At 71.9% G+C, this 18,405-nt stretch carries 16 protein-coding genes; 9 read left to right on the top strand and 7 right to left on the bottom strand.

Annotated elements, in window-relative coordinates:
- Window positions 1–97 precede the first annotated feature (97 nt).
- The 6 genes from Dfulv_RS24845 (at window position 98) to Dfulv_RS24820 (ending at window position 8,786) form a co-directional block, all read left to right on the top strand.
- Window positions 98–871, top strand: coding sequence for an ATP-binding cassette domain-containing protein (locus tag Dfulv_RS24845; protein ID WP_259855499.1), 774 nt, complete (start codon window positions 98–100; stop codon window positions 869–871).
- Window positions 868–2,127: a sugar ABC transporter permease gene (locus tag Dfulv_RS24840; RefSeq protein WP_259855498.1), complete on the top strand. Its 1,260-nt coding sequence runs from the start codon at window positions 868–870 to the stop codon at window positions 2,125–2,127. Before Dfulv_RS24845 ends, Dfulv_RS24840 begins: the two co-directional genes overlap by 4 nt.
- 47 nt (window positions 2,128–2,174) lie before the next feature.
- Window positions 2,175–3,371 (top strand): ROK family protein, encoded by a 1,197-nt coding sequence (locus Dfulv_RS24835; protein ID WP_259855495.1) that lies wholly within the window; start codon window positions 2,175–2,177, stop codon window positions 3,369–3,371.
- 165 nt (window positions 3,372–3,536) lie between these two features.
- The gene (locus tag Dfulv_RS24830) at window positions 3,537–6,260 is read left to right on the top strand and encodes a putative bifunctional diguanylate cyclase/phosphodiesterase (RefSeq protein WP_259855494.1); all 2,724 of its coding nucleotides are present in this window, start codon (window positions 3,537–3,539) and stop codon (window positions 6,258–6,260) included.
- A 49-nt stretch (window positions 6,261–6,309) separates the two neighbouring features.
- Window positions 6,310–7,518, top strand: coding sequence for a type III PLP-dependent enzyme (locus Dfulv_RS24825; RefSeq protein WP_259855493.1), 1,209 nt, complete (start codon window positions 6,310–6,312; stop codon window positions 7,516–7,518).
- Window positions 7,515–8,786, top strand: coding sequence for an MFS transporter (locus Dfulv_RS24820; protein WP_259855492.1), 1,272 nt, complete (start codon window positions 7,515–7,517; stop codon window positions 8,784–8,786). Before Dfulv_RS24825 ends, Dfulv_RS24820 begins: the two co-directional genes overlap by 4 nt.
- A gap of 1,303 nt (window positions 8,787–10,089) precedes the next feature.
- Here the strand turns inward: Dfulv_RS24820 and Dfulv_RS24815 are convergent.
- The 3 genes from Dfulv_RS24815 to Dfulv_RS24805 all read right to left on the bottom strand — a co-directional run bounded on the left by Dfulv_RS24815 (window position 10,090) and on the right by Dfulv_RS24805 (window position 12,277).
- Window positions 10,090–10,452, bottom strand: coding sequence for a histone-like nucleoid-structuring protein Lsr2 (locus tag Dfulv_RS24815; protein ID WP_259855491.1), 363 nt, complete (start codon window positions 10,450–10,452; stop codon window positions 10,090–10,092).
- 158 nt (window positions 10,453–10,610) lie between these two features.
- The gene (locus Dfulv_RS24810; protein WP_259855490.1) at window positions 10,611–11,555 is read right to left on the bottom strand and encodes an acyl-ACP desaturase; all 945 of its coding nucleotides are present in this window, start codon (window positions 11,553–11,555) and stop codon (window positions 10,611–10,613) included.
- Complete coding sequence (locus Dfulv_RS24805) at window positions 11,552–12,277, bottom strand: lysophospholipid acyltransferase family protein (protein WP_259855488.1); 726 nt, start codon at window positions 12,275–12,277, stop codon at window positions 11,552–11,554. Before Dfulv_RS24805 ends, Dfulv_RS24810 begins: the two co-directional genes overlap by 4 nt.
- Before the next feature lie 188 nt (window positions 12,278–12,465).
- On the opposite strand from Dfulv_RS24805, the gene Dfulv_RS24800 reads away from it, so the two are divergent.
- Window positions 12,466–13,530 carry an AI-2E family transporter gene (locus Dfulv_RS24800; RefSeq protein WP_259867972.1) on the top strand — a complete coding sequence of 355 codons (1,065 nt, stop codon included), beginning with the start codon at window positions 12,466–12,468 and terminating at the stop codon, window positions 13,528–13,530.
- 25 nt (window positions 13,531–13,555) lie between these two features.
- On the opposite strand, the gene Dfulv_RS24795 is transcribed toward Dfulv_RS24800, so the two are convergent.
- Entirely contained in the window at window positions 13,556–15,451 is a 1,896-nt protein-coding gene (locus Dfulv_RS24795) for a hypothetical protein (RefSeq protein ID WP_259855486.1), read from the bottom strand.
- 132 nt (window positions 15,452–15,583) lie between these two features.
- Window positions 15,584–16,135, bottom strand: a complete 552-nt coding sequence (locus Dfulv_RS24790) for a general stress protein (protein WP_259855484.1) — start codon at window positions 16,133–16,135, stop codon at window positions 15,584–15,586.
- A gap of 122 nt (window positions 16,136–16,257) precedes the next feature.
- Between Dfulv_RS24790 and Dfulv_RS24785 the strand changes: the two genes are divergently transcribed.
- Window positions 16,258–16,500: a PspC domain-containing protein gene (locus Dfulv_RS24785; protein WP_259855482.1), complete on the top strand. Its 243-nt coding sequence runs from the start codon at window positions 16,258–16,260 to the stop codon at window positions 16,498–16,500.
- Window positions 16,501–16,558: 58 nt separating this feature from the next.
- Complete coding sequence (locus tag Dfulv_RS24780; protein WP_259855480.1) at window positions 16,559–16,798, top strand: hypothetical protein; 240 nt, start codon at window positions 16,559–16,561, stop codon at window positions 16,796–16,798.
- Here the strand turns inward: Dfulv_RS24780 and Dfulv_RS24775 are convergent.
- Both Dfulv_RS24775 and Dfulv_RS24770 read right to left on the bottom strand, forming a co-directional pair.
- The gene (locus Dfulv_RS24775) at window positions 16,779–17,420 is read right to left on the bottom strand and encodes a nucleotidyl transferase AbiEii/AbiGii toxin family protein (RefSeq protein WP_259855477.1); all 642 of its coding nucleotides are present in this window, start codon (window positions 17,418–17,420) and stop codon (window positions 16,779–16,781) included. The genes Dfulv_RS24780 and Dfulv_RS24775 overlap by 20 nt on opposite strands.
- Window positions 17,417–17,758: a hypothetical protein gene (locus Dfulv_RS24770; protein ID WP_259855475.1), complete on the bottom strand. Its 342-nt coding sequence runs from the start codon at window positions 17,756–17,758 to the stop codon at window positions 17,417–17,419. Before Dfulv_RS24770 ends, Dfulv_RS24775 begins: the two co-directional genes overlap by 4 nt.
- Window positions 17,759–18,405 lie beyond the last annotated feature (647 nt).

Below are 18,405 nucleotides of genomic sequence, written 5' to 3'. Positions count from 1 at the left end.
GCCGTGAGCACGCCCGCCGGACCCCACACCGCGGGCTGGACGAAGTCGGACCCGGACAGGGCCGACATGACGACGTCGGACATGGAGAAGGAGCATCGTGACCGACACACCCTTGCTGGAGGTTCGGGGGCTCAACAAGAGCTTCGGACCGGTCCAGGTCCTGCGTGACGTGGATTTCTCGGCCTACGCCGGCCAGGTCACCGCGCTCGTCGGCGACAACGGGGCGGGCAAGTCCACCCTGGTCAAGTGTCTCGGCGGGATCTACTCCATCGACTCCGGCGACTACCTCTTCGACGGCAGGCCGGTCCATGTGCACGGCCCGCGGGACGCCGCCGCGCTCGGCGTGGAGATCGTCTACCAGGACCTCGCCCTCTGCGACAACCTGGACATCGTCCAGAACATGTTCCTCGGCCGCGAGATCAAGCGCGGGCTCGTCCTCGACGACATCACGATGGAGCAGAAGGCGGCCGAGACCCTCGCCGGCCTCTCGGTGCGCACCGTGAAGTCGGTGCGCCAGCACGTCTCCAGCCTCTCCGGCGGCCAGCGGCAGACCGTCGCGATCGCCAAGGCCGTGCTGTGGAACAACCGGGTCGTGGTCCTCGACGAGCCGACCGCCGCCCTGGGTGTCGCGCAGACCGCGCAGGTGCTCGAACTGGTCCGCCGCCTCGCCGACAACGGCCTCGCGGTCGTGCTCATCTCCCACAACATGAACGACGTGTTCGCGGTCGCCGACCGGATCGCCGCCCTGTTCCTCGGGCAGATGGCCGCCCAGGTCAAGGCCACCGACGTGACCCACTCGCAGGTCGTCGAACTCATCACCGCCGGGCGCAGTGGCGACCTCGGCCTCCGCCAGAACGGAGCGACGGTATGACCGTGTCCACCGTGCCCCCGGAGGAGAAGGCGGCCGCCGGCCGGCCGGTCACTCTGGGCACCTACGCGAGCAACTACCTCGCCAAGGTCCGCGGCGGGGACATGGGCGCCCTGCCCGCCATCCTCGGCCTGGTCGTGCTCACCATCATATTCTCGATCGCCCGCCCGGTGTTCTTCAGCGCGACCAACTTCGCGAACCTGCTCAGCCAGGGTGCGGCCGTCACGGTCATCGCCATGGGCCTGGTCTTCGTCCTGCTGCTCGGCGAGATCGACCTGTCGGCCGGCTTCACCAGCGGCGTGTGCGCCGCGGTCCTGGCCACGCTGCTGACCACGCACGGCTTCCCGTGGTACGTCGCGATCCTCGGCGCCGTCGTCACCGGTGTCGTCATCGGCCTGGCGCTCGGCACCCTGGTCGCCAAGCTCGGCATCCCGTCGTTCGTGGTGACCCTCGCCGCGTTCCTCGCCTTCCAGGGCACGGTGCTGCTGCTCGTCAAGGGCGGCACGATCATCGCGGTCGACGACCCGACCATCAAGAAGATCAACTTCGACGGCCGGTTCACCCCCGCGCAGGGCTGGATCCTGTACGCCCTGACCATCGCCGGCCTGCTCGCCCTCAGCCTGTGGAAGCGCACCAGCCGGGGCCGCAAGGGCCTGGCGATCGAGCCGCTCTCGGTGATCGCGGTCCGCATCGGCGCGATCGCGGTGCTCATGGGCGCCGCCGTCTACGTGCTCAACCTCGAGCGCGGCCGCAACGCCCTGTTCTCCCAGAAGGGCGTCCCGATGGTCGTCCTGCTGATCGGCCTGCTGCTGATGCTGTGGACGTTCGTGCTCAGCCGCACCGCCTACGGCCGGCACATCTACGCCGTCGGCGGCAACAAGGAGGCCGCCCGGCGGGCCGGCATCAACGTCGACGCGATCCGCATCTCGGTCTTCGTGATCTGCTCCTCCATGGCGGCGGTCGGCGGCATCATCCTGGCCTCCCGGCAGGCGTCGGTCGACCCGAACACGGGCGGCAGCAACGTGCTGCTCTACGCCGTCGGCGCGGCCGTCATCGGCGGCACCAGCCTCTTCGGTGGCAAGGGGCGGGTGCTCGACGCGATCCTCGGCGGCGCCGTCGTCGCCGTCATCGAGAACGGCATGGCGCTCATGCAGTACTCCGCCGGCCAGAAGTTCATCGTGACCGGCATCGTGCTGCTGGCGGCGGCCGGCGTCGACGCGCTGTCCCGGAGGCGGGCCTCCGCCGCCGGCCTGAGATAACGCCCCCGAAGGCTAGTCTCATACAGCCCCTCGACAGAAAGCCGAGCATGCGCGTTGGCCCCAGCCAGGAGGAGATCCGCCGGAGCAACCTCGGTGCGCTCCTGCGCTCCGTGCACCTTCACGGCGCGATGTCCCGTGCCGACCTCACCACGAGCCTGGGGCTCAACCGCAGCACGATCGGCGCGCTGACCGCCGACCTCGCCGCCGCCGGACTGGTGAGCGAAGAGGTGCCGCAGGAGCAACGCGGCCGGGCCGGGCGGCCCTCGCTGGTCGTCCGGCCCGAGTCCGAGAAGGTCTACGTCTACGCGTTCGCGGTCGAGGTCGACCGGATCGTCGCCGCCCGGGTCGGGCTCGGCGGCGTCCTGCTCGACCGGTACGAGGCCGCCCGTGGCCGCGGCGAGCAGGACGCCACCGCGGTCGTCGCGCCGATCGCCGAGTTCGTGCGCAAGGTGCAGGCCGGCGTCGACACCAACGCCCCCGGTGCCCGGCTGATCGGCAGCGGCGCGGCGGTCTCGGCCATGGTGCGGCGGGAGGACGGGTTCGTCCGGCTCGGCCCGCAGCTCGGCTGGGTCGACCAGCCGCTCGGCGAGGCCATCGGCGAGGTGATCGGCGACGGCCGGCCCGTCGCCGTGCGCAACAACGCCGACCTGGCCGCGCTCGCCGAGCACACCCGCGGCGCCGCCGTCGGCTGCGACAACGTCGTCTACCTCTACGGCGACGCCGGCGTCGGCGGCGGCATCATCGCCGCGGGGCGCCCGGTCACCGGCCACGGCGGCTACGGCGGCGAGGTCGGCCACATGGTCGTCAACCCGGTCGGCAAGCCGTGCAGCTGCGGCTCCCACGGCTGCTGGGAGACCGAGATCGGCGAGCACGCCCTGCTCGCCGCCGCCGGGCGCAACCCCTCCGCCGGGCGGGAGGGCATCCTGGCCGTCGTCGACGCCGCCTCCCGCGGCGACGCCACCGCCCAGGCCGCGGTCCGCCAGGTCGGCGACTGGCTCGGCTTCGGCGTGGCCAACCTGGTGAACATCTTCAACCCGGAGATGGTCATCTTCGGCGGCACGCTGCGGGAGGTGTACCTCGCCTCCGCCGCGCAGGTGCGCAGCCGCCTCAACCGCAACGGGCTGCCCGCCTGCCGCGAGCACGTCCGCCTCCGCACCCCGCAGCTCGGCGACGACGCGGCCCTGCTCGGCGCCGCGGAGCTGGCCTTCGAGCCGCTCTTCGCCGACCCGCTCGATCCGCCCTGACCGGTCCGGCGCCCTCCGCTGTTCGATCCCGCCTGACCGCGCCCGGGCGACCCGGGAACAGCGCAACCCGGGTGCGGCCCGGTTGCCGCGCACCGGCCCGGCTCACATCGTCTCCCCCGGTTCCGATCTGAGCGTCACGCAACCGCCGCGGAACCGGGAGGCACGATGCTGAGCTGGCTGGGGAGGCTGCTCAGGACCGCCGCGCCGACCCGCGGCCACGCGGTCCTGTGCGCGGCCGTGGCCGCGGCGACCGTCGCGCTGTTCGCCGCGTTCGTCACCGGGGTCGGCGGCCCGCTCGTGGCCCAGAACCTGTCCAACGTCGCGCTGTTCGCCGGCGCCCTCGCCGCCGCGTGGGGCTGCCTCGTCCGGGCGTGGGGCGCGGACAGGCACCGGGTCCGCTGGGCGTGGGCGCTCATCGGCCTCGGCAACCTGTCCTGGGGCGTCGGGCAGATGTTCTGCATCTGGTACGAGACGGTGCTCGGCACCGCGGTACCGTTCCCGTCCCTGGCCGACGCCGGGTACTTCTGGATGATGCCGCTGACCGCGGCGGGCCTCCTGCTGCTGCCGACGAGCCGGCAGAGCGTCGCCCAGCAGGCCCGCAGCATCCTCGACGGTCTCATGATCGCCGCGTCGCTGCTGCTCATCACGTGGGTGATCATCCTCGGGCCGCTGGTCGCGCAGGGCGCGGACAGCAGCCTCGCGCTGCTCGTCACGCTGTGGTACCCCGCCGGCGACGTCGTCGTGCTCACCATCGTGCTGTTCGTGCTCGCCCGCGTCCGCCGCGGCGGCCCCCGCCCGATGTCGCTGCCGCTCATCGGCGTCGGGCTCGCCGCGTTCACCGTCTCCGACTCGGGGTACGCCTACCTCACCCTGACCGACAGCTACGGCTCCGGCGCCGTGCTCGACCTCGGCTGGTTCGCCGGCTTCGCGCTGATCCTGCTCGCCGCCCGCAAGCCCGGCACCGGTGCCGCCGCCGAGGACCCCCAGGCGCTGACCCGCCCGCTCGGTGTCATGCTGCCCTACCTCGCCGTGCTCGGGTCGCTCGTCACCAGCACGGTCGAGGTGCTCCGGCACGGCATGCACGACACGGTCGTGTCGTGGACCCGCTCCGCGATCATCCTGCTCATCGTCGGCCGGCAGCTGCTGACGCTGCTGGAGAACCGCTCCCTCACCCGCGACCTCGAGGCGCGCGTCGAGGCGCGCACCGCCCAGCTGCGCGCGAGCGAGCAGCGCTTCCAGGCGCTCGTGCAGCACAGCTCCGACGTGGTCTCCGTCATCGACCGCGACGGGACCGTCAGCTACCAGAGCGAGTCACTCGAACGGGTCTTCGGCTACGACCCGAAGGACGCCATCGGCAAGCGGCTGCCCGAGATCATGAACGCCGAGGCCGGCGCCCGGCTGCGTGCGGCCGTCGACGCGATCAGCGGCACGCCGTACGCGAACCGGGTCATCGAGCTCCCGGTCCGTCACGCCGACGGGCACGCCTGCATCGTCGAGGTCACCATGACCAACCTGCTCGGCGACGAGAACGTGCACGGCATCGTGCTCAACTCCCGCGACATCAGCGAGCGCCGGGAGCTCGAGGACCAGCTCGTCCACGAGGCGTTCCACGACGGGCTGACGAAACTCGCCAACCGGGCGCTGTTCAAGGACCGGGTCGAGGCCGCGCTGCGCCGCCGCGGCGGCAGCGAGATGGCCGTACTGTTCCTGGACCTCGACGGGTTCAAAGAGGTCAACGACAGCCTCGGGCACGCGGCCGGCGACGCGCTGCTGGTGCAGGTCGCGTCCCGACTCGGCGACGCGGTCCGCCCCGGCGACACCGTGGCCCGCTTCGGCGGCGACGAGTTCGCGGTCCTCGTCGACGCCGTCGCCGACGCCGGCGCCGCCGACGAGATCGCCGCCCGCGTCATCGACGCACTCGACGAGCAGTTCCTGATCGACAACCAGGAGATCCACGTCCAGGGCAGCATCGGCATCGCGCTGACCGGCCCCGACGCGCAGGACGCCGACCAGCTGATGCGCAACGCCGACCTGGCGATGTACCGGGCGAAGTCCGCCGGGTCCGGCCTGTACGCCCGCTACGACCCGCAGATGCACTCCGGCCTCGTCGAGAAGCTCCAGCTCGCCGCCGACCTGCGCCGTGCGCTCGACAACGGCGACGAGCTCCAGCTGCACTACCAGCCGACGGTCGAGCTGCGCACCGGCGACATCGTCGGGTTCGAGGCGCTCGTGCGCTGGCGGCACCCGGTCCGCGGGATGATCCCGCCGGCCGACTTCATCGGCCTGGCCGAGTCGACCGGGCTGATCCGGCCGCTCGGGCAGTGGGTGCTCGCCGAGGCGTGCCGGCGGGCCGTCGAGTGGGGCGGCGACAAGCCGCTGACGATGGCGGTCAACGTGTCCGGCCGGCAGTTCGACCAGCCCGACCTGCCGCAGGTCGTCGCGTCGGTGCTCGCCGAGACGGGGCTGCCCGCCGACCGGCTCTGCCTGGAGATGACCGAGAGCGTCCTGATGACCGACACCGAGGAGAACCTCGCGGTCCTGCTGTCGCTCAAGGAGATCGGCGTGCGGCTGGCCATCGACGACTTCGGCACCGGCTACTCCTCGCTGGCCTACCTGCGGCGGTTCCCCGTCGACACGCTGAAGATCGACCGGTCGTTTGTCGAGCGGCTCGGCGGGACGACCCCGGACGCGGCCCTCGCCCGGACCATCGTGCAGCTCGGCCAGAGCCTCGGGATGGCCACCGTCGCCGAGGGGATCGAACAGTACGCGCAGTTCCTCGCCCTCCGACGGATGGGCTGCGACCTCGGCCAGGGCTACTACTTCGCCCGCCCGCTGCCGGCCGAGGAGGCCGTCGCGCTGCTGCGCGACCCGGCCGCCGTCGCCGCCTGAGCCGGACAGGTACCCCGGCAGTACATCTCCCTTGATTGGAGTGCCATCGATGACGGCTGCCCTCGCCGACCAGGCACGGCTCGACCTGCCCGGCCACTGGCCGGCGGCGCTCGGCCCGCGTGCCCTCGCCGAGCTCGACGCGGCCACGCCGTTCCTGGCGACGGACCTGTCGACGGTCGCCGCGCGGTACGCCGCCTTCACCGCCGCGATCCCCGGCGTGTCGACGTTCTACGCCATGAAGTGCAACTCCGCGGCCGACGTCCTCGGCACGCTCGCCGCGCTCGGGTCGAGCTTCGAGGTCGCGTCCGTCGGTGAGCTGCGGATACTGCGGGAGATCGGCGTCGACGCGGCCGAGGTGCTCTTCAGCAACCCGATCAAGCCGCCGGCCGCGATCGTCGAGGCCCGCCGGGCCGGGCTGTGGCGCTTCAGCTTCGACTCCGAGGGTGAGCTGCACAAGCTGGCCCAGCACGCGCCCGGCGCCGCCGTCTACGTCCGCCTGCGCGTCGACGACTCCACCAGCCTGTTCCCCCTGTCGCGAAAGTTCGGCGCCGAGGCGCACGAGGCCCGCGCGCTCATGCTCCTGGCGCGGGAGGTCGGCCTCCGCCCGTACGGTGTCACCTTCCACGTCGGCTCGCAGTGCGCCACGACCAGCGCCTGGCGGCAGGCGATCGCGGCCGCCGGCCGGCTCATGGCGGCCCTCGCCGAGGACGGCGTCCGCCTCGAGATGCTTGACCTCGGCGGCGGCTTCCCGGCCCGCTACGTCGAGCGGGTCCCGTCGCTCGGCCAGATCGCCGACACCGTCAACCCGGCCCTCGACGAGCTGCTGCCCTACCGCCCGCCGCTGCTGGCCGCCGAGCCCGGCCGGCACCTCGTCGCCGAGAGCGCCGTCATGGTCGCGAGCGTCCTCGGCCGTGAGGTCCGCGCCGGGGAGAACTGGCTGTACCTCGACGTCGGCGCCTACAACGGCATGATGGAGACCCAGCAGACGGTGCAGCAGTGGCGCTTCCCGCTGTGGACCTCCCGGCCCGACCACGCCCTCGTGCCGCACCTGCCGTTCACGGTGACCGGCCCGTCGTGCGACAGCTCCGACACCATGTTCTACGGCGTCAACCTGCCCTCGACGATCGACGTCGGCGACCGTCTCTACATCGGCTCCGCCGGTGCGTACACACTGAGCTACGCCTCGAGCTTCAACGGCTTCCCGCCGCCGGAGCCGGTGTCCGTCGGCGCCCCGCACGCCCGGCGGGACACCCCTTGACGGCGGCGACCGTTACGGCCGGGCGGTCGCAACGGTCGCGCCCCGCGTCCCATCGCAGCCTCCTGCCGGGCGGCCGGCGGCGTGCCGGCCGCCTGCGGGAGCTGCTGGTCTCCGGCGTGGTCGACTCGTTCGGCCTCTCCCTGGGCTGGACCCTGTTCAACCTGGTCGCGGCCGACCGGGGCGGCCTGGCTATGGCCGGGCTGTTCAACGCCGCGATGCTGACGGGTGTCGTACTGTCGGCGCCCGTCACCGGCCGCCTCGCCCGCCGCCTCAACGGCCGCACCCTGCTCGTGCTGGCCGGCTGCACCGAGGCCGCCCTTCGCGTGGCGACCCTCGCGGCGCTGCTCGCCGGCGCCGATACCTGGATCGTCGCCGCCGGTGTCATGATCATGCACGTCGCCGCCTATGCGGGCTTCGCCGCGATGCGGGCCGAGGTCGCCGCCGTCGACGCCCGCCCGCGGGCCATGACCCGCTACGCTCTGTCGATCGCCGCGGTCGAGGCCGCCGGCGCCGGGGTGGCGGCCCTCCTGCCGCTGCACCACGGCGCGCTGGTCGCGGTCTTCTGCGTGTACGGGCTGAGCCTCGTCCCCACCGTGCTCACCGCCCGCCGCGCCCGGGTACTGTCCGCGGCCGCTGTCCCGGAGGCGGAGGGCGGCGCGCGGCCGACACGGGTCGGGCGGCGCCGGGAGCAGGCCGCGGCCCGACGCAGCCTGCGGTTGCCGGTGCCGGTGCTCACGGCCGGCGGGCTCGTGACGCTGTTAGGGTCGGGCCCGACGCTGCTGTCGGTGGCCTTGGCCAGCGAACTGCACGGCCAGGCCGCGGTGGCCGGTGCCGCCGCCGCGTTCAGCGTAGGCTGCCTGCTGTCGTCCCCGGCCGTCGACGCGGTCGCCCGGCTCCGCCTGTCCGGTGCGGTCACCTGGCCGCTGTGGGGCGTCGGCATGCTGATCGGCTGGCTGTTGGCCCCCGCCCACCTGGCCGGCCTGTTCCTCGCGCAGTTCCTGTCCGGACTGAGCATGACTGCGCTCGAGGGCATGATGGATGCGAGGATGGCCCGGGAGGCGAGGCCGGGCACGGCGACGACGGTCCTGGCCTGGAGCGCGTCGACCCGCGCCCTGGGCGGCGCGGTGGCCGTGCGGTTCCTGCCGGCGGTGGTCGCCGCCCCGGCGATCGGCCTTGCCTCGGGCGCCGCCGCCGCGGTCCTGGCACTGGCGGCCCTGACCGCCCTGGTCCGCACCCGCCGCACGGCCGAAGCTCCCGCCACCGCCTAGCGCAATGTCCACCAACGTCGACCGCCCCCACCCTTGTCGATCTTGCAGTTATGGCGCCGAGACACTCCCTGAATGCCCGGTTCGCCAGGCACCACACCTGCAAGATCGACGCGCAACAAACCGGCGGGGACCGGCGGGGACCGGCGGGGACCGGCGGGGACCGGCGGGGACCGGCGGGGACCGGCCTGGCCGGTGCTGGCCGGTGCTGGCCGGTGGATACGGCCACCGGCCACCCCGGCCACGTTCCCGGCCACGGCGGCGACGAACCTCGCCCGATCGACCGCACCCGCCGCGTCCAGCGCACATGATCGCGAACTTGCCGCAATCATGGCCAAGCACCGACCAAGGCGCGTGGAACCGAGCGTCCAGTTTCATGATCGCGGAGCGTTTGTGTAGCCAGGGAGCCTGTCGCGCAATTCGCTGGGACAGCGTCGGCGCCCCAACTACGCGCCGATCTTGGAGTTGTGGCGCCATGAACCTCCGAATTTGTCCGGATTTGTCAAGGACCACAACTCCAAGATCGGCGCGGTTATCGGGGTTGACGCGCGAGGGATCCAAATTGCGCGACAGGCTCCAGGGGTGCACAAACGCTCCGCGATCATGAAGCAGGCCGGCAGTTCGCCCGGGCCACAGCATTCGACCAAGGCCGCCCCGCCGATCGCAGCCGCCGCGGAGGCCGACCGCAACTGCGGCCAGCCCCAGCCACCGCGCTCGGTGATCGCGAACATCTCGCGATCACGGGCGCGGCGGCTGAGCCAGGCCGGGTGGTGCGACTGCGGCTCGTAGATCAAGGGAAAACTTCGGGTTGCCTGGACAGCCGGATGTTTCCGACGATCAAGCAGCTCGGGTCAGGTCAGGCACGGAGCACGGCCGCCCCGCACCACGGGGCCACGGCCGCCGCGAACCGGCACCGCGAGGGCGCGGCCGGGTGCGCGACCCGGCGCCGCTTGACAACACCCTTCACAGATCACGGAACCTTCGTGCCGCTCCAGAGTCTGTTGCGCAATTCGGATCCCTCGCGCGTCAACCCCGATAACCGCGCCGATCTTGGAGTTGTGGTCCTTGACAAATCCGGACAAATTCGGAGGTTCATGGCGCCACAACTCCAAGATCGGCGCGTAATTGGGCCGCCGACGCTGTCCCAGCGAATTACGCAACAGGCTCTGGAGCGACACGAAAGCTCCGCGATTATGAAACGCACAGAGCGGGTCGGCCGGCGGGCACAGGCCGTACAACTGCCGGAACATGCACCGAGGGCGCCCACTGCGGACAGTGAGCGCCCTCGGCCGGTTCCACCCCGGTTCTACCGACCCGCCTCGGCGTGATAGCGCTCGACGAGATCCGCACGGATGCGGCCGCGGTCGGAGACCTCGATGCCCTTGCTCTGCGCCCACTCGCGGATCGCGCGGTTCTGCTCGCGCTCGGCACGGGCCGTGAGGACCGGCCGGAGTCGGCCGACGACACGCGCCGTGGCCGGTCCGGTTGATGTGCGGCCGACCTTGGTGGCGGCGGCGACGAACGGCGCGAAGGCTTCGCGCAGTTCGGCGGCGTTCTTCGTGGACAGGTCGATCGAGTACTGCACGCCGTCGAGGCCGAAGCTGACGCTCTCGTCGGCGAGGCCGCCGTCGAGGTCGTCGATCAGTTCGTGGATCACGCGTCTGGCCATGGCGATGCTGCCTTCCGGTACGGGGGGTGAACATCCACACCCGAAGCGTGCCCGCCTGATCGCTTGCAAAACGGTCAGACGGGCAGTGACGGGCACGGAACGGTCGTTGGAGCGTACCGTCCGGGAGATCGCTCTCCGCAACCGGTCCGGGGCTCCCACTAGGCCCCGGCGCGCGCCATCTCCTTGGCCCGCACGGCTTCCCGGCGCTCCACGAAGCGTGACGCCTGGGCGTCCAGATCGGCCATGAACGCGGCCAGCTCGTCCCGCGCCGCGGCCCCGTCGCCGGACAGCTCACGGTCGAGCGCCTTGACCTGGCGCAGCACCGGGACGAGCACGTCGTCGTGGTGCAGGCGCAGGTCGTAGATGCCGGCCTTGGCGATCTGGACGGACTTGCGGCCGAAGTTCTCGATCGTGTGGCCCGGCATCTGGAACGAGGCGGCGACCTTGGCGACGGCCTGCATCGCCGTGTTCGGCGCCAGGTCGAACGCGGCGTTGAGCAGGTTGCGGTAGAAGATCATGTGCAGGTTCTCGTCGGCGGCGACACGCGTCAGCAGCTGCTCGCAGACCGGATCGCCGCTGGCCGCGCCGGTGTTGCGGTGCGAGACCCGGGTGGCGAGCTCCTGGAAGGAGACGTAGGCGACGGACTCGATCAGCCCGTCGTAGGAGTTGCTGAAGCCACCCTCCATGTGCTGCATGCGGGCCCGCTCGAGGGCGACCGGGTCGACGGCCCGGGTGGCGAGCAGATAGTCACGGATAGCGATGCCGTGACGGCCCTCCTCCGCGGTCCACCGGTGCACCCACGTGCCCCACGCTCCGTCACGGCCGAAGATCGTGGCGATCTCGTGGTGGTAGCTGGGGAGGTTGTCCTCGGTGAGCAGGTTGAGCACGAGCGAGGTGCGGGCGACCTCGGACAGGCGCGACTGCCCCGGGTCCCACGGCTCCCCGCCGAGGACGCCGTCGAAGTCGCGGCCCTCGCTCCACGGCACGTACTCGTGCGGAAACCACTCCTTGGCGGTGGCGAGATGCCGGTTGAGGTTCTCCTCGACGACGGGCTCGAGCTCGCGCAGCAGCACGAGCAGGTCGGTGGGTTCGGGGTGGGTCACTTGGCCTCCGGCTCGTAGATCTCCGGCTCCGGCGCGGTGCCGCCCAGATGGGCAGGCAACCACCACGCGTCGTCCGGACCTTTCGGGTTCTGCGGATATTCTCGCTGGGCCCGGTCGAGCATCGCCGACATTCGGGCCCGCAGCTCGGCGGACACCGCGTCCTGGCTGTCGCGGCGCCCCGGGTGCAACGGTTCCCCGGCGATGATGGTGACCGGCACCCCACGCTGGGTGAGGTTGCGGGGCCGGCCCTTGGTCCAGAACCGCTGGGTGCCCCACAGGACCATCGGCACCAGCGGGGTGCCGGTCGCGGCGGCGAGGCGGGCCGCGCCGCTCTTCATGTCCTTGACGGTGAACGACTGGCTGATCGTGGCCTCGGGGAATACCCCGACGACCTCACCCTCCTTGAGCGCCGCGAGGGCGGCCTTGTAGGACGCCAGGCCGGCGTCGCGGTCGACGGGGATGTGATGCATGCCCCGCATCAGCGGGCCGCCGATGCGGTGTCGGAAGATCGACTCTTTGGCCATGAACCGCACCAGCCGCCTCGACTGCCGTGCGCCCAGCCCGCAGAAGATGAAGTCGAGGTAGGACACATGGTTGCAGGCGATGACCGCGCCCCCGGTGGTCGGCACGTGCTCGGCGCCCTCGATCGTGATCCTCATGTTGAGCACGCGGAACAAGGTCTTCGCGAACGCGATGACCGGTGGGTACACGAGATCTGCCATCCCATAACGCTACCGACCGAAGCTGGGACGCACCCGGTACCCTGCCTCAAGGTCGTTCGTTTTGGAGGGGGTCGGCAGTGCAGGAAGAGGTCGCGCGACCTCCGGTGGAGGAGCAGGCTACGGCGGAACCGGCGCCACCGCGCCAGCCGGCGCCCGCACCGGCGCCGGACGTCGCGGTCGACGTTGACATCGTCGTCGTCGAGGCGCCGCGGTTCGGCAAGCCGGGGCCGCCGATGCGCCGCTCGCCGCTGATCATCGGCCTGACCGCGGGTCTCGGCCTGCTGCTGGCCTACAGCGCCTATCTGGCGGTGCAGAACGTCCGCTCGATCCTCATGCTGATCTTCATCGCGATGTTCCTCGCGATCGGCCTCAACCCGGCTGTGGTCCGGCTCACCAAGTGGGGCGTGCCCCGCGGCCTCGCCGTGGCCGCCGTCGGCATCGGCTCGATGCTCCTGCTGTGCGGCGGCATCTTCGCCCTCATCCCGCCGCTGGTGCAGCAGACCGGCGAGCTCGTCGAGAACCTGCCCGGCTACATCGACAACCTGCGCCGCAACGACCAGCTGAACAAGCTCAACGAGGACTACCAGCTGCTCGACCAGCTCAAGCACGTGGCGACCGCCGGCAACGTCACGAAGGCGCTCGGCGGGGTGTGGGGCGGGGTCCAGGTCGCGTTCAGTGCCCTGTTCAACATCCTGACCGTGGTCGTGCTCACCCTCTACTTCATGGCGGCCTTCAACCGTCTGAAGGAGGGAGGGTACCGGCTGGTGCCGGCGTCCCGCCGGGAGCGCGTGCGGCTGCTGGGTGACGAGATCCTCACGAAGGTCGGCGCCTACCTCGGCGGTGCCCTGGCGATCGCGGTCGTGGCGGGGCTGTCCTCGTTCGTGTTCCTGCTGATCGTCGGCGTCGCCTATCCGTACGCCCTCGCGGTCCTCGTCGCCATCACCGACCTCATCCCGCAGATCGGCGCCACGATCGGCGCGGTGGTCGTGAGCGTCGTCGGGTTCGCCACGTCCATAAAGGTCGGCATCGCCTGCGTCATCTTCTTCATCATCTACCAGCAGGTCGAGAACTACCTCATCTACCCCAACGTGATGCGCCGCGCGGTGAAGGTCACCGACCTGGCCGCGATCCTGTCGGTGCTGCTCGGCGTGGCACTGCTCGGCGTCGTCGGCGCGCTGATCGCGATCCCGGTGGTGGCCGCGGTGCAGCTCATCGTCCGGGAGGTCGTGATCCCGCGCCAGGACAGCCGCTGACGCATCCGCGGCGGGGTCGCCCGGCTCAGCTCCGGTTGAGCACGCGGGTGAACCCCGCCGCGACCGTCGTGGCGAGTGTCCAGCCGGCGGCGATGAGCAGGTAGGCGAGCCACTGCCCGGCGCCGGTGGCCCGGAACGCCGACTCCTGACCGAAATCGATGATCGGCAGGAGCAGGTCGAGCGTGTAGAAGACCGCGTTGAAGCGGGGCAGCTGACCGGGATCGACCGCCTGCGGCGGATGCAGCGTGAACACGACGGCGCCGGTGACGAGCAGGGCGACGAGCCAGAGCGCGGCGCGCTGCGGCCGGTAGCCGTAGCCGACGGTCACGTCCTGCAGCCAGCTCCACGGCCAGGTCCACCAGGGCCGGGTCCGCCGCCGGCGGCGCTGCTTGGCGAGCAGCACGGTGCGGGCCTCGTCGTCGTGGCCGAGCTGGCGGTAGACGGCGGCGAGCTGCTCGTACGGCTGGGGCGGCGGGGTGTCCTCGCCGTCGCGGGCCAGCCAGGCGAGCCGCCAGCCGGGTGGCAGGGTGGGTTCGAGCGCCTGGTAGGTGAGCCCGTCGAGGCGCAGCCGGTCCGGCCAGGTCGCCGGCTCGTCGCGGACCACGGCGGTGCGGACGTGTCGCAGGTCGACGTCGCCGGTGGGCGCGGCCGCGAACCGCAGCGACACCTCGGCCGCCTCGGTGCCGGTGCAGCGCAGCGCGGCGAGCCGGGCGTCGTCGAAGCAGAGCCGGCCGCCGACCTTCGCCGCGGTGACCGAGACCCGGCCGGTGGCGGTGAAGCCGGTGCAGCAGTTGAGGACGGACGCGGTGACGATGCCGGTGGCGCGCAGCGACCGGCCGCCGGGATTGTCGAGGGTGGCGCCGTCGAAGAACACCGGCCCGGCGATGCGCGCCTCCATGAGCGACACCTCGCCGCGGGCGGTGAACCCGTCGCGGCAGTCGACCAGCCCGTCGACGGCGCAGTTGTCGGCGAGGAGCGCGTGCCCGCCGGGGTTGTCGAGGGTGGCGCCGGCCATCCGCAGGACCCGCCCGACCCGGGTGCCGAGCATGCGGGTCTCCCCCGCGACGCGGCAGCCCCCGAGGAGGTGCAGCCCTCCGTTGACGTCGGCACGGTCGAGGCGCAGCGCCACCGCCGCGGGGTTGGCGAGGGTGGCCCCGGTGAAGGTGGCGGCCCCGCCGAGGGTGGCGTGCCGGAGGCTGATCTCCCCCCGCACGTCGGCCCGCCGGGCGAAGAACCCGCCCCGCACATTCGCACTGTCGAGGTCGATCCCGTGGCCGGTCCCGCGCCTGCCGGTCCCGTCACCGGCCGCGGAGCCAGCCGCGGCCGGGTCGGCGACCGGGGCGGTTCCGGGGTCGGCGGGCGGTGCGGTGATGACGGCGCCGTCGAGGTGGACACCGCCGCCGATCGTGGCCTGGAACAGCCGCACCGTGCCCTGCGCGCGGAAGCCGCTCTCGGCCACCAGGTCGCCGGCGACCTCCAGGCGTTCCGCGGCCAGCGCCACACCCGCCGGGCCCGTCAGGTGCGCCCCGTCGAGCAGGAGACCGCCGGCGATCTTGGCGCCCTTCAGGTTCAGCACGTCCGTGCACCGGCCTCGGGTGAGCCGCAGGTGGCCGGCGACCGTCATCCCGGCACCTACCAGGCCGGGGAACACCGAGTCGCGGAAGCTGGTGAAGCCGAGCCTCGCCCAGTACAGATCGGGGCGCTGCTCGAACACGCTGTCCTCGACGAGCAGTGGGCAGGCCACCTCGGCGAAGGCCAGGTCGAGCCGCCCGGTGACCCGCGCCCGCCGCAGCCGCAGCGCCGCCCGCCGGCCGGGCGGGTCGCCGGTGAGCAGCTCGACGAGCAGGGCGGCGGGCACGGCCGCACCGCCGACCGCGATCCGGTCACCGGCGGCGAACGCCACCCTGATCCGTTGCTCCACGGCTGCCGGGTTCACCCCGCCGCCACACGGCACATCGACCGGGATCGTCGCACAGCCGCGATCGTAGCCAACCGCCGCCAGGACCCGCCGGTCGGCGCAGGGGCTCTCGCCGCGGGCCCCTGCGGTGACCGGCTAGGGGTTCGCGGAGCGCCAGTTCTGCCGGGTGATGAGCACCCGCGCCTCGTCGGCGACCTCGGCGTCGACCTGGACGGCGTACTGCCCGGCCTGCAGCGAGCTGCGTGAGCTGAAGTCGCGGCGGCCGCCGGTGAGCGCGTGCCCGGTGGCACCGAAGACCGCGCCCCACAGCGCGCCGATGAGCACGGTGGCGAGCAGGACGCCGATCCAGTTCTCGTTGCTGAACAGGATGAACAGGAAGCCGAGGAACAGGCCGAACCAGGCGCCGCTCAGCGCGCCCGCACCCGCCGCCCGGCCGACCGTGAGCCGGCCCAGCACGGTTTCGACCAGCCGCAGGTCGGTGCCGATGATCGCGGTCCGCTCGACCGGGAAGCCGTTGTCGGACAGGTAGTCGACGGCCTGCTGGGCCGACGCGTAGTCGGCGAAACGGGCCACGGTGACGTTGGTGCGCTCGATGGAGGTGAGCTCGCCGACGGTCGGGTCGGAACGCTCCGGCGTGGCCGCCGGGGCCTCCGCGGTGGGGCCGTCCGGCGAAGGAGGGGTCGTCATGCGCGCCAGGGTAGAGACTCCCGGGCCGGTTCGCCGGGCACCACGCAGGGGTCACCTACTCAGGGCTAGTTCAGGGCGTCACCCGAGGCCGCCGGGGCGTCGCGGCGGGCAACCTTGCAGGCATGACCGACATCAAGCGGCTGCGCCGCTCCCGCTCCGACCGCACCGTCGCCGGCGTCCTCGGCGGCATCGCCGAATACCTCGACGCCGACCCGACCATGATCCGCGCCGTGTACCTGCTGGCCATCCTGCTGACCGGCGGCACCGCCGTCCTCGCGTACCCGATCCTGTGGCTGGTGATGCCGGAGGCGCCGCCGTCGCCGGTCAGTCCCGCGCCGAACGATCATCTGCCCTACGGTGCGTGAGTGACGCGGTTGCGGGTGACGGCCCTCGGCGGCACCGGCCGGCGCGCCGAGCGGCATCGTGCGCCTCGCCCACGACGGCCCCGAGGACGAGCGCGCCGCCGGACTCTCCCGGCTGTTCCCCGCCGAACACGTGGTCCTGCTCTCCCCCGGCGACCGCGACGAGTGGTACTCGGCGAACCCCGCCTACGCCGACTGCCGCCCGGGCCGCTCGTCGGGCTGGGCGCCAGCCTCGGCGTGCCGGCCCTGCTCGACCTCTGGCGCCGCGAGCACGCGTGAGGTCACCTCGGCCAGTGCTTGAGCTTCCCGCGCAGCGTCGTGACGTGCTCCGCGGTGAGGCCGTAGAAGGTGAACCGGCCGTCGTCGAGGCGGTCGAGATATCGCCCCGCGGCGACCACGTCCTCGTCCTCGAGGGCCGGGTCCTGCCGGCGGGCCAGGTCGAGCAGCTCCTCCACCGTGTACCGGTCCAGGGCCGCGGCGACGTCGATGTAGTCGCGGACCTCCCGGCGGTTCACCAGGGCGGCAACCTTGGTGGCGATGAGGTCGTCAAGGTGCATCACCGGCCCGACGTCCATCATCACCGGGCTCTCCCGCCGGTCGAGACGCGAGAGCGTGAGCCGGACCGTGCGCGTGCCGTCCCCGACGGTGAACTCCCGCTGGTCGAAGCCGGCGAACAACTCGAGGAGGTCGTCGGCCTCCTCGACGTGGACCGTGTACCCGGCGGCGCGCAGGGCCGCACACACCGCGTCGGCGGCCGCCCCGGCCGCGCCGTCGGTGTCGGTGAACAGGTCGACGTCCTCGGTGGGCCGCTCGACGAGCCCGTTCATGAGCCAGGCGAACCCGCCGCCGAGCACGAACCCGTGCCGTTCGGCGACCGCGAGCGCGATCCGGGCGACGTCCGTATGGAACGGGTCGGGACTCACCCGGCGGCGCGCAGCCGCGGGTGCCGTGCCTCCCAGGCGCGCCGCACGGCGTGCGGAAGGTTGAGGTCGGGCCACACCCGGACGAGCATCCGCCCGTTGAGGAAACGCCGCAGCTCGTCGTGGCGGATGGCTTCGCGGAGCACGTTCTCGTACATCCAAAGGAGCAGGTCACGGTTGTCGAGGTCGAACCGCCGCTGCGGATTCCACATCAGCCGCTGCGGCAACTCGACGGTGCCGTGGACCGGCCCGCGCAGCTCCTCGAGCGTCCGGGCGACGAGCGCAGGCCGGTGCGGCCTGGCCAGGTAGGCCACCCGACCGTGCTCCGACTCGCCGCGCATGGCCCGAAGTGTACCGGTTACCCGCTGATCCACAGCATCTCCGCCGTCCGGCGCGCGTGGCAAGCGTGCACCTCGGACATCGAGAAAAACGAAAATCTGCCGCGTAGCGGCTGGAATGTGCTCTTCAGCGTGGCGCCAGCCACGCCCTCTACGGCATCCTAGGAAGCTAGGTCAGTACTTTGGCGGTTGGCGCGCCGCCGTGGACGCATGGGATGCCGCTCGTCGGCTTCACCAACGGCCGCGGAATGGGTGCGGTTCGTGCGGACCGGCCGAACGTGCCGGCATGTGTCTGTCATTGCGCTGCTCATGCCGGTCCTTCCCGGGACAGAACGGCGGGAGACCGGTCGGGCTCGCGGTGAATTTCATGATCGTGGAGCTCCTGCGGCGCTCCGGAGCCTGTCGCGTAATTCGCTGGGACAGCGTCGGCGGCCCAATTACGCGCCGATCTTGGAGTTGTGGCGCCATGAACCTCCGAATTTGTCCGGATTTGTCAAGGACCACAACTCCAAGATCGGCGCGGTTTTGTCGGGGTTGACGCGCGAGGGATCCGAATTGCGCAACAGGCTCTCCGGCATCCCAAAGCTCCACGATCATGAATGTTGATTACGGTCGATGCACTGTGATGTCTGGAATGTCCGGCTCAGGGG

The sequence above is a fragment of the Dactylosporangium fulvum genome, assembly GCF_025137375.1.
In the GTDB taxonomy this organism is placed as follows: domain Bacteria; phylum Actinomycetota; class Actinomycetes; order Mycobacteriales; family Micromonosporaceae; genus Dactylosporangium; species Dactylosporangium fulvum.
The sequence above is the reverse complement of the archived record's forward strand: the minus strand, read 5'-3'. Positions and strand labels throughout refer to the sequence as shown.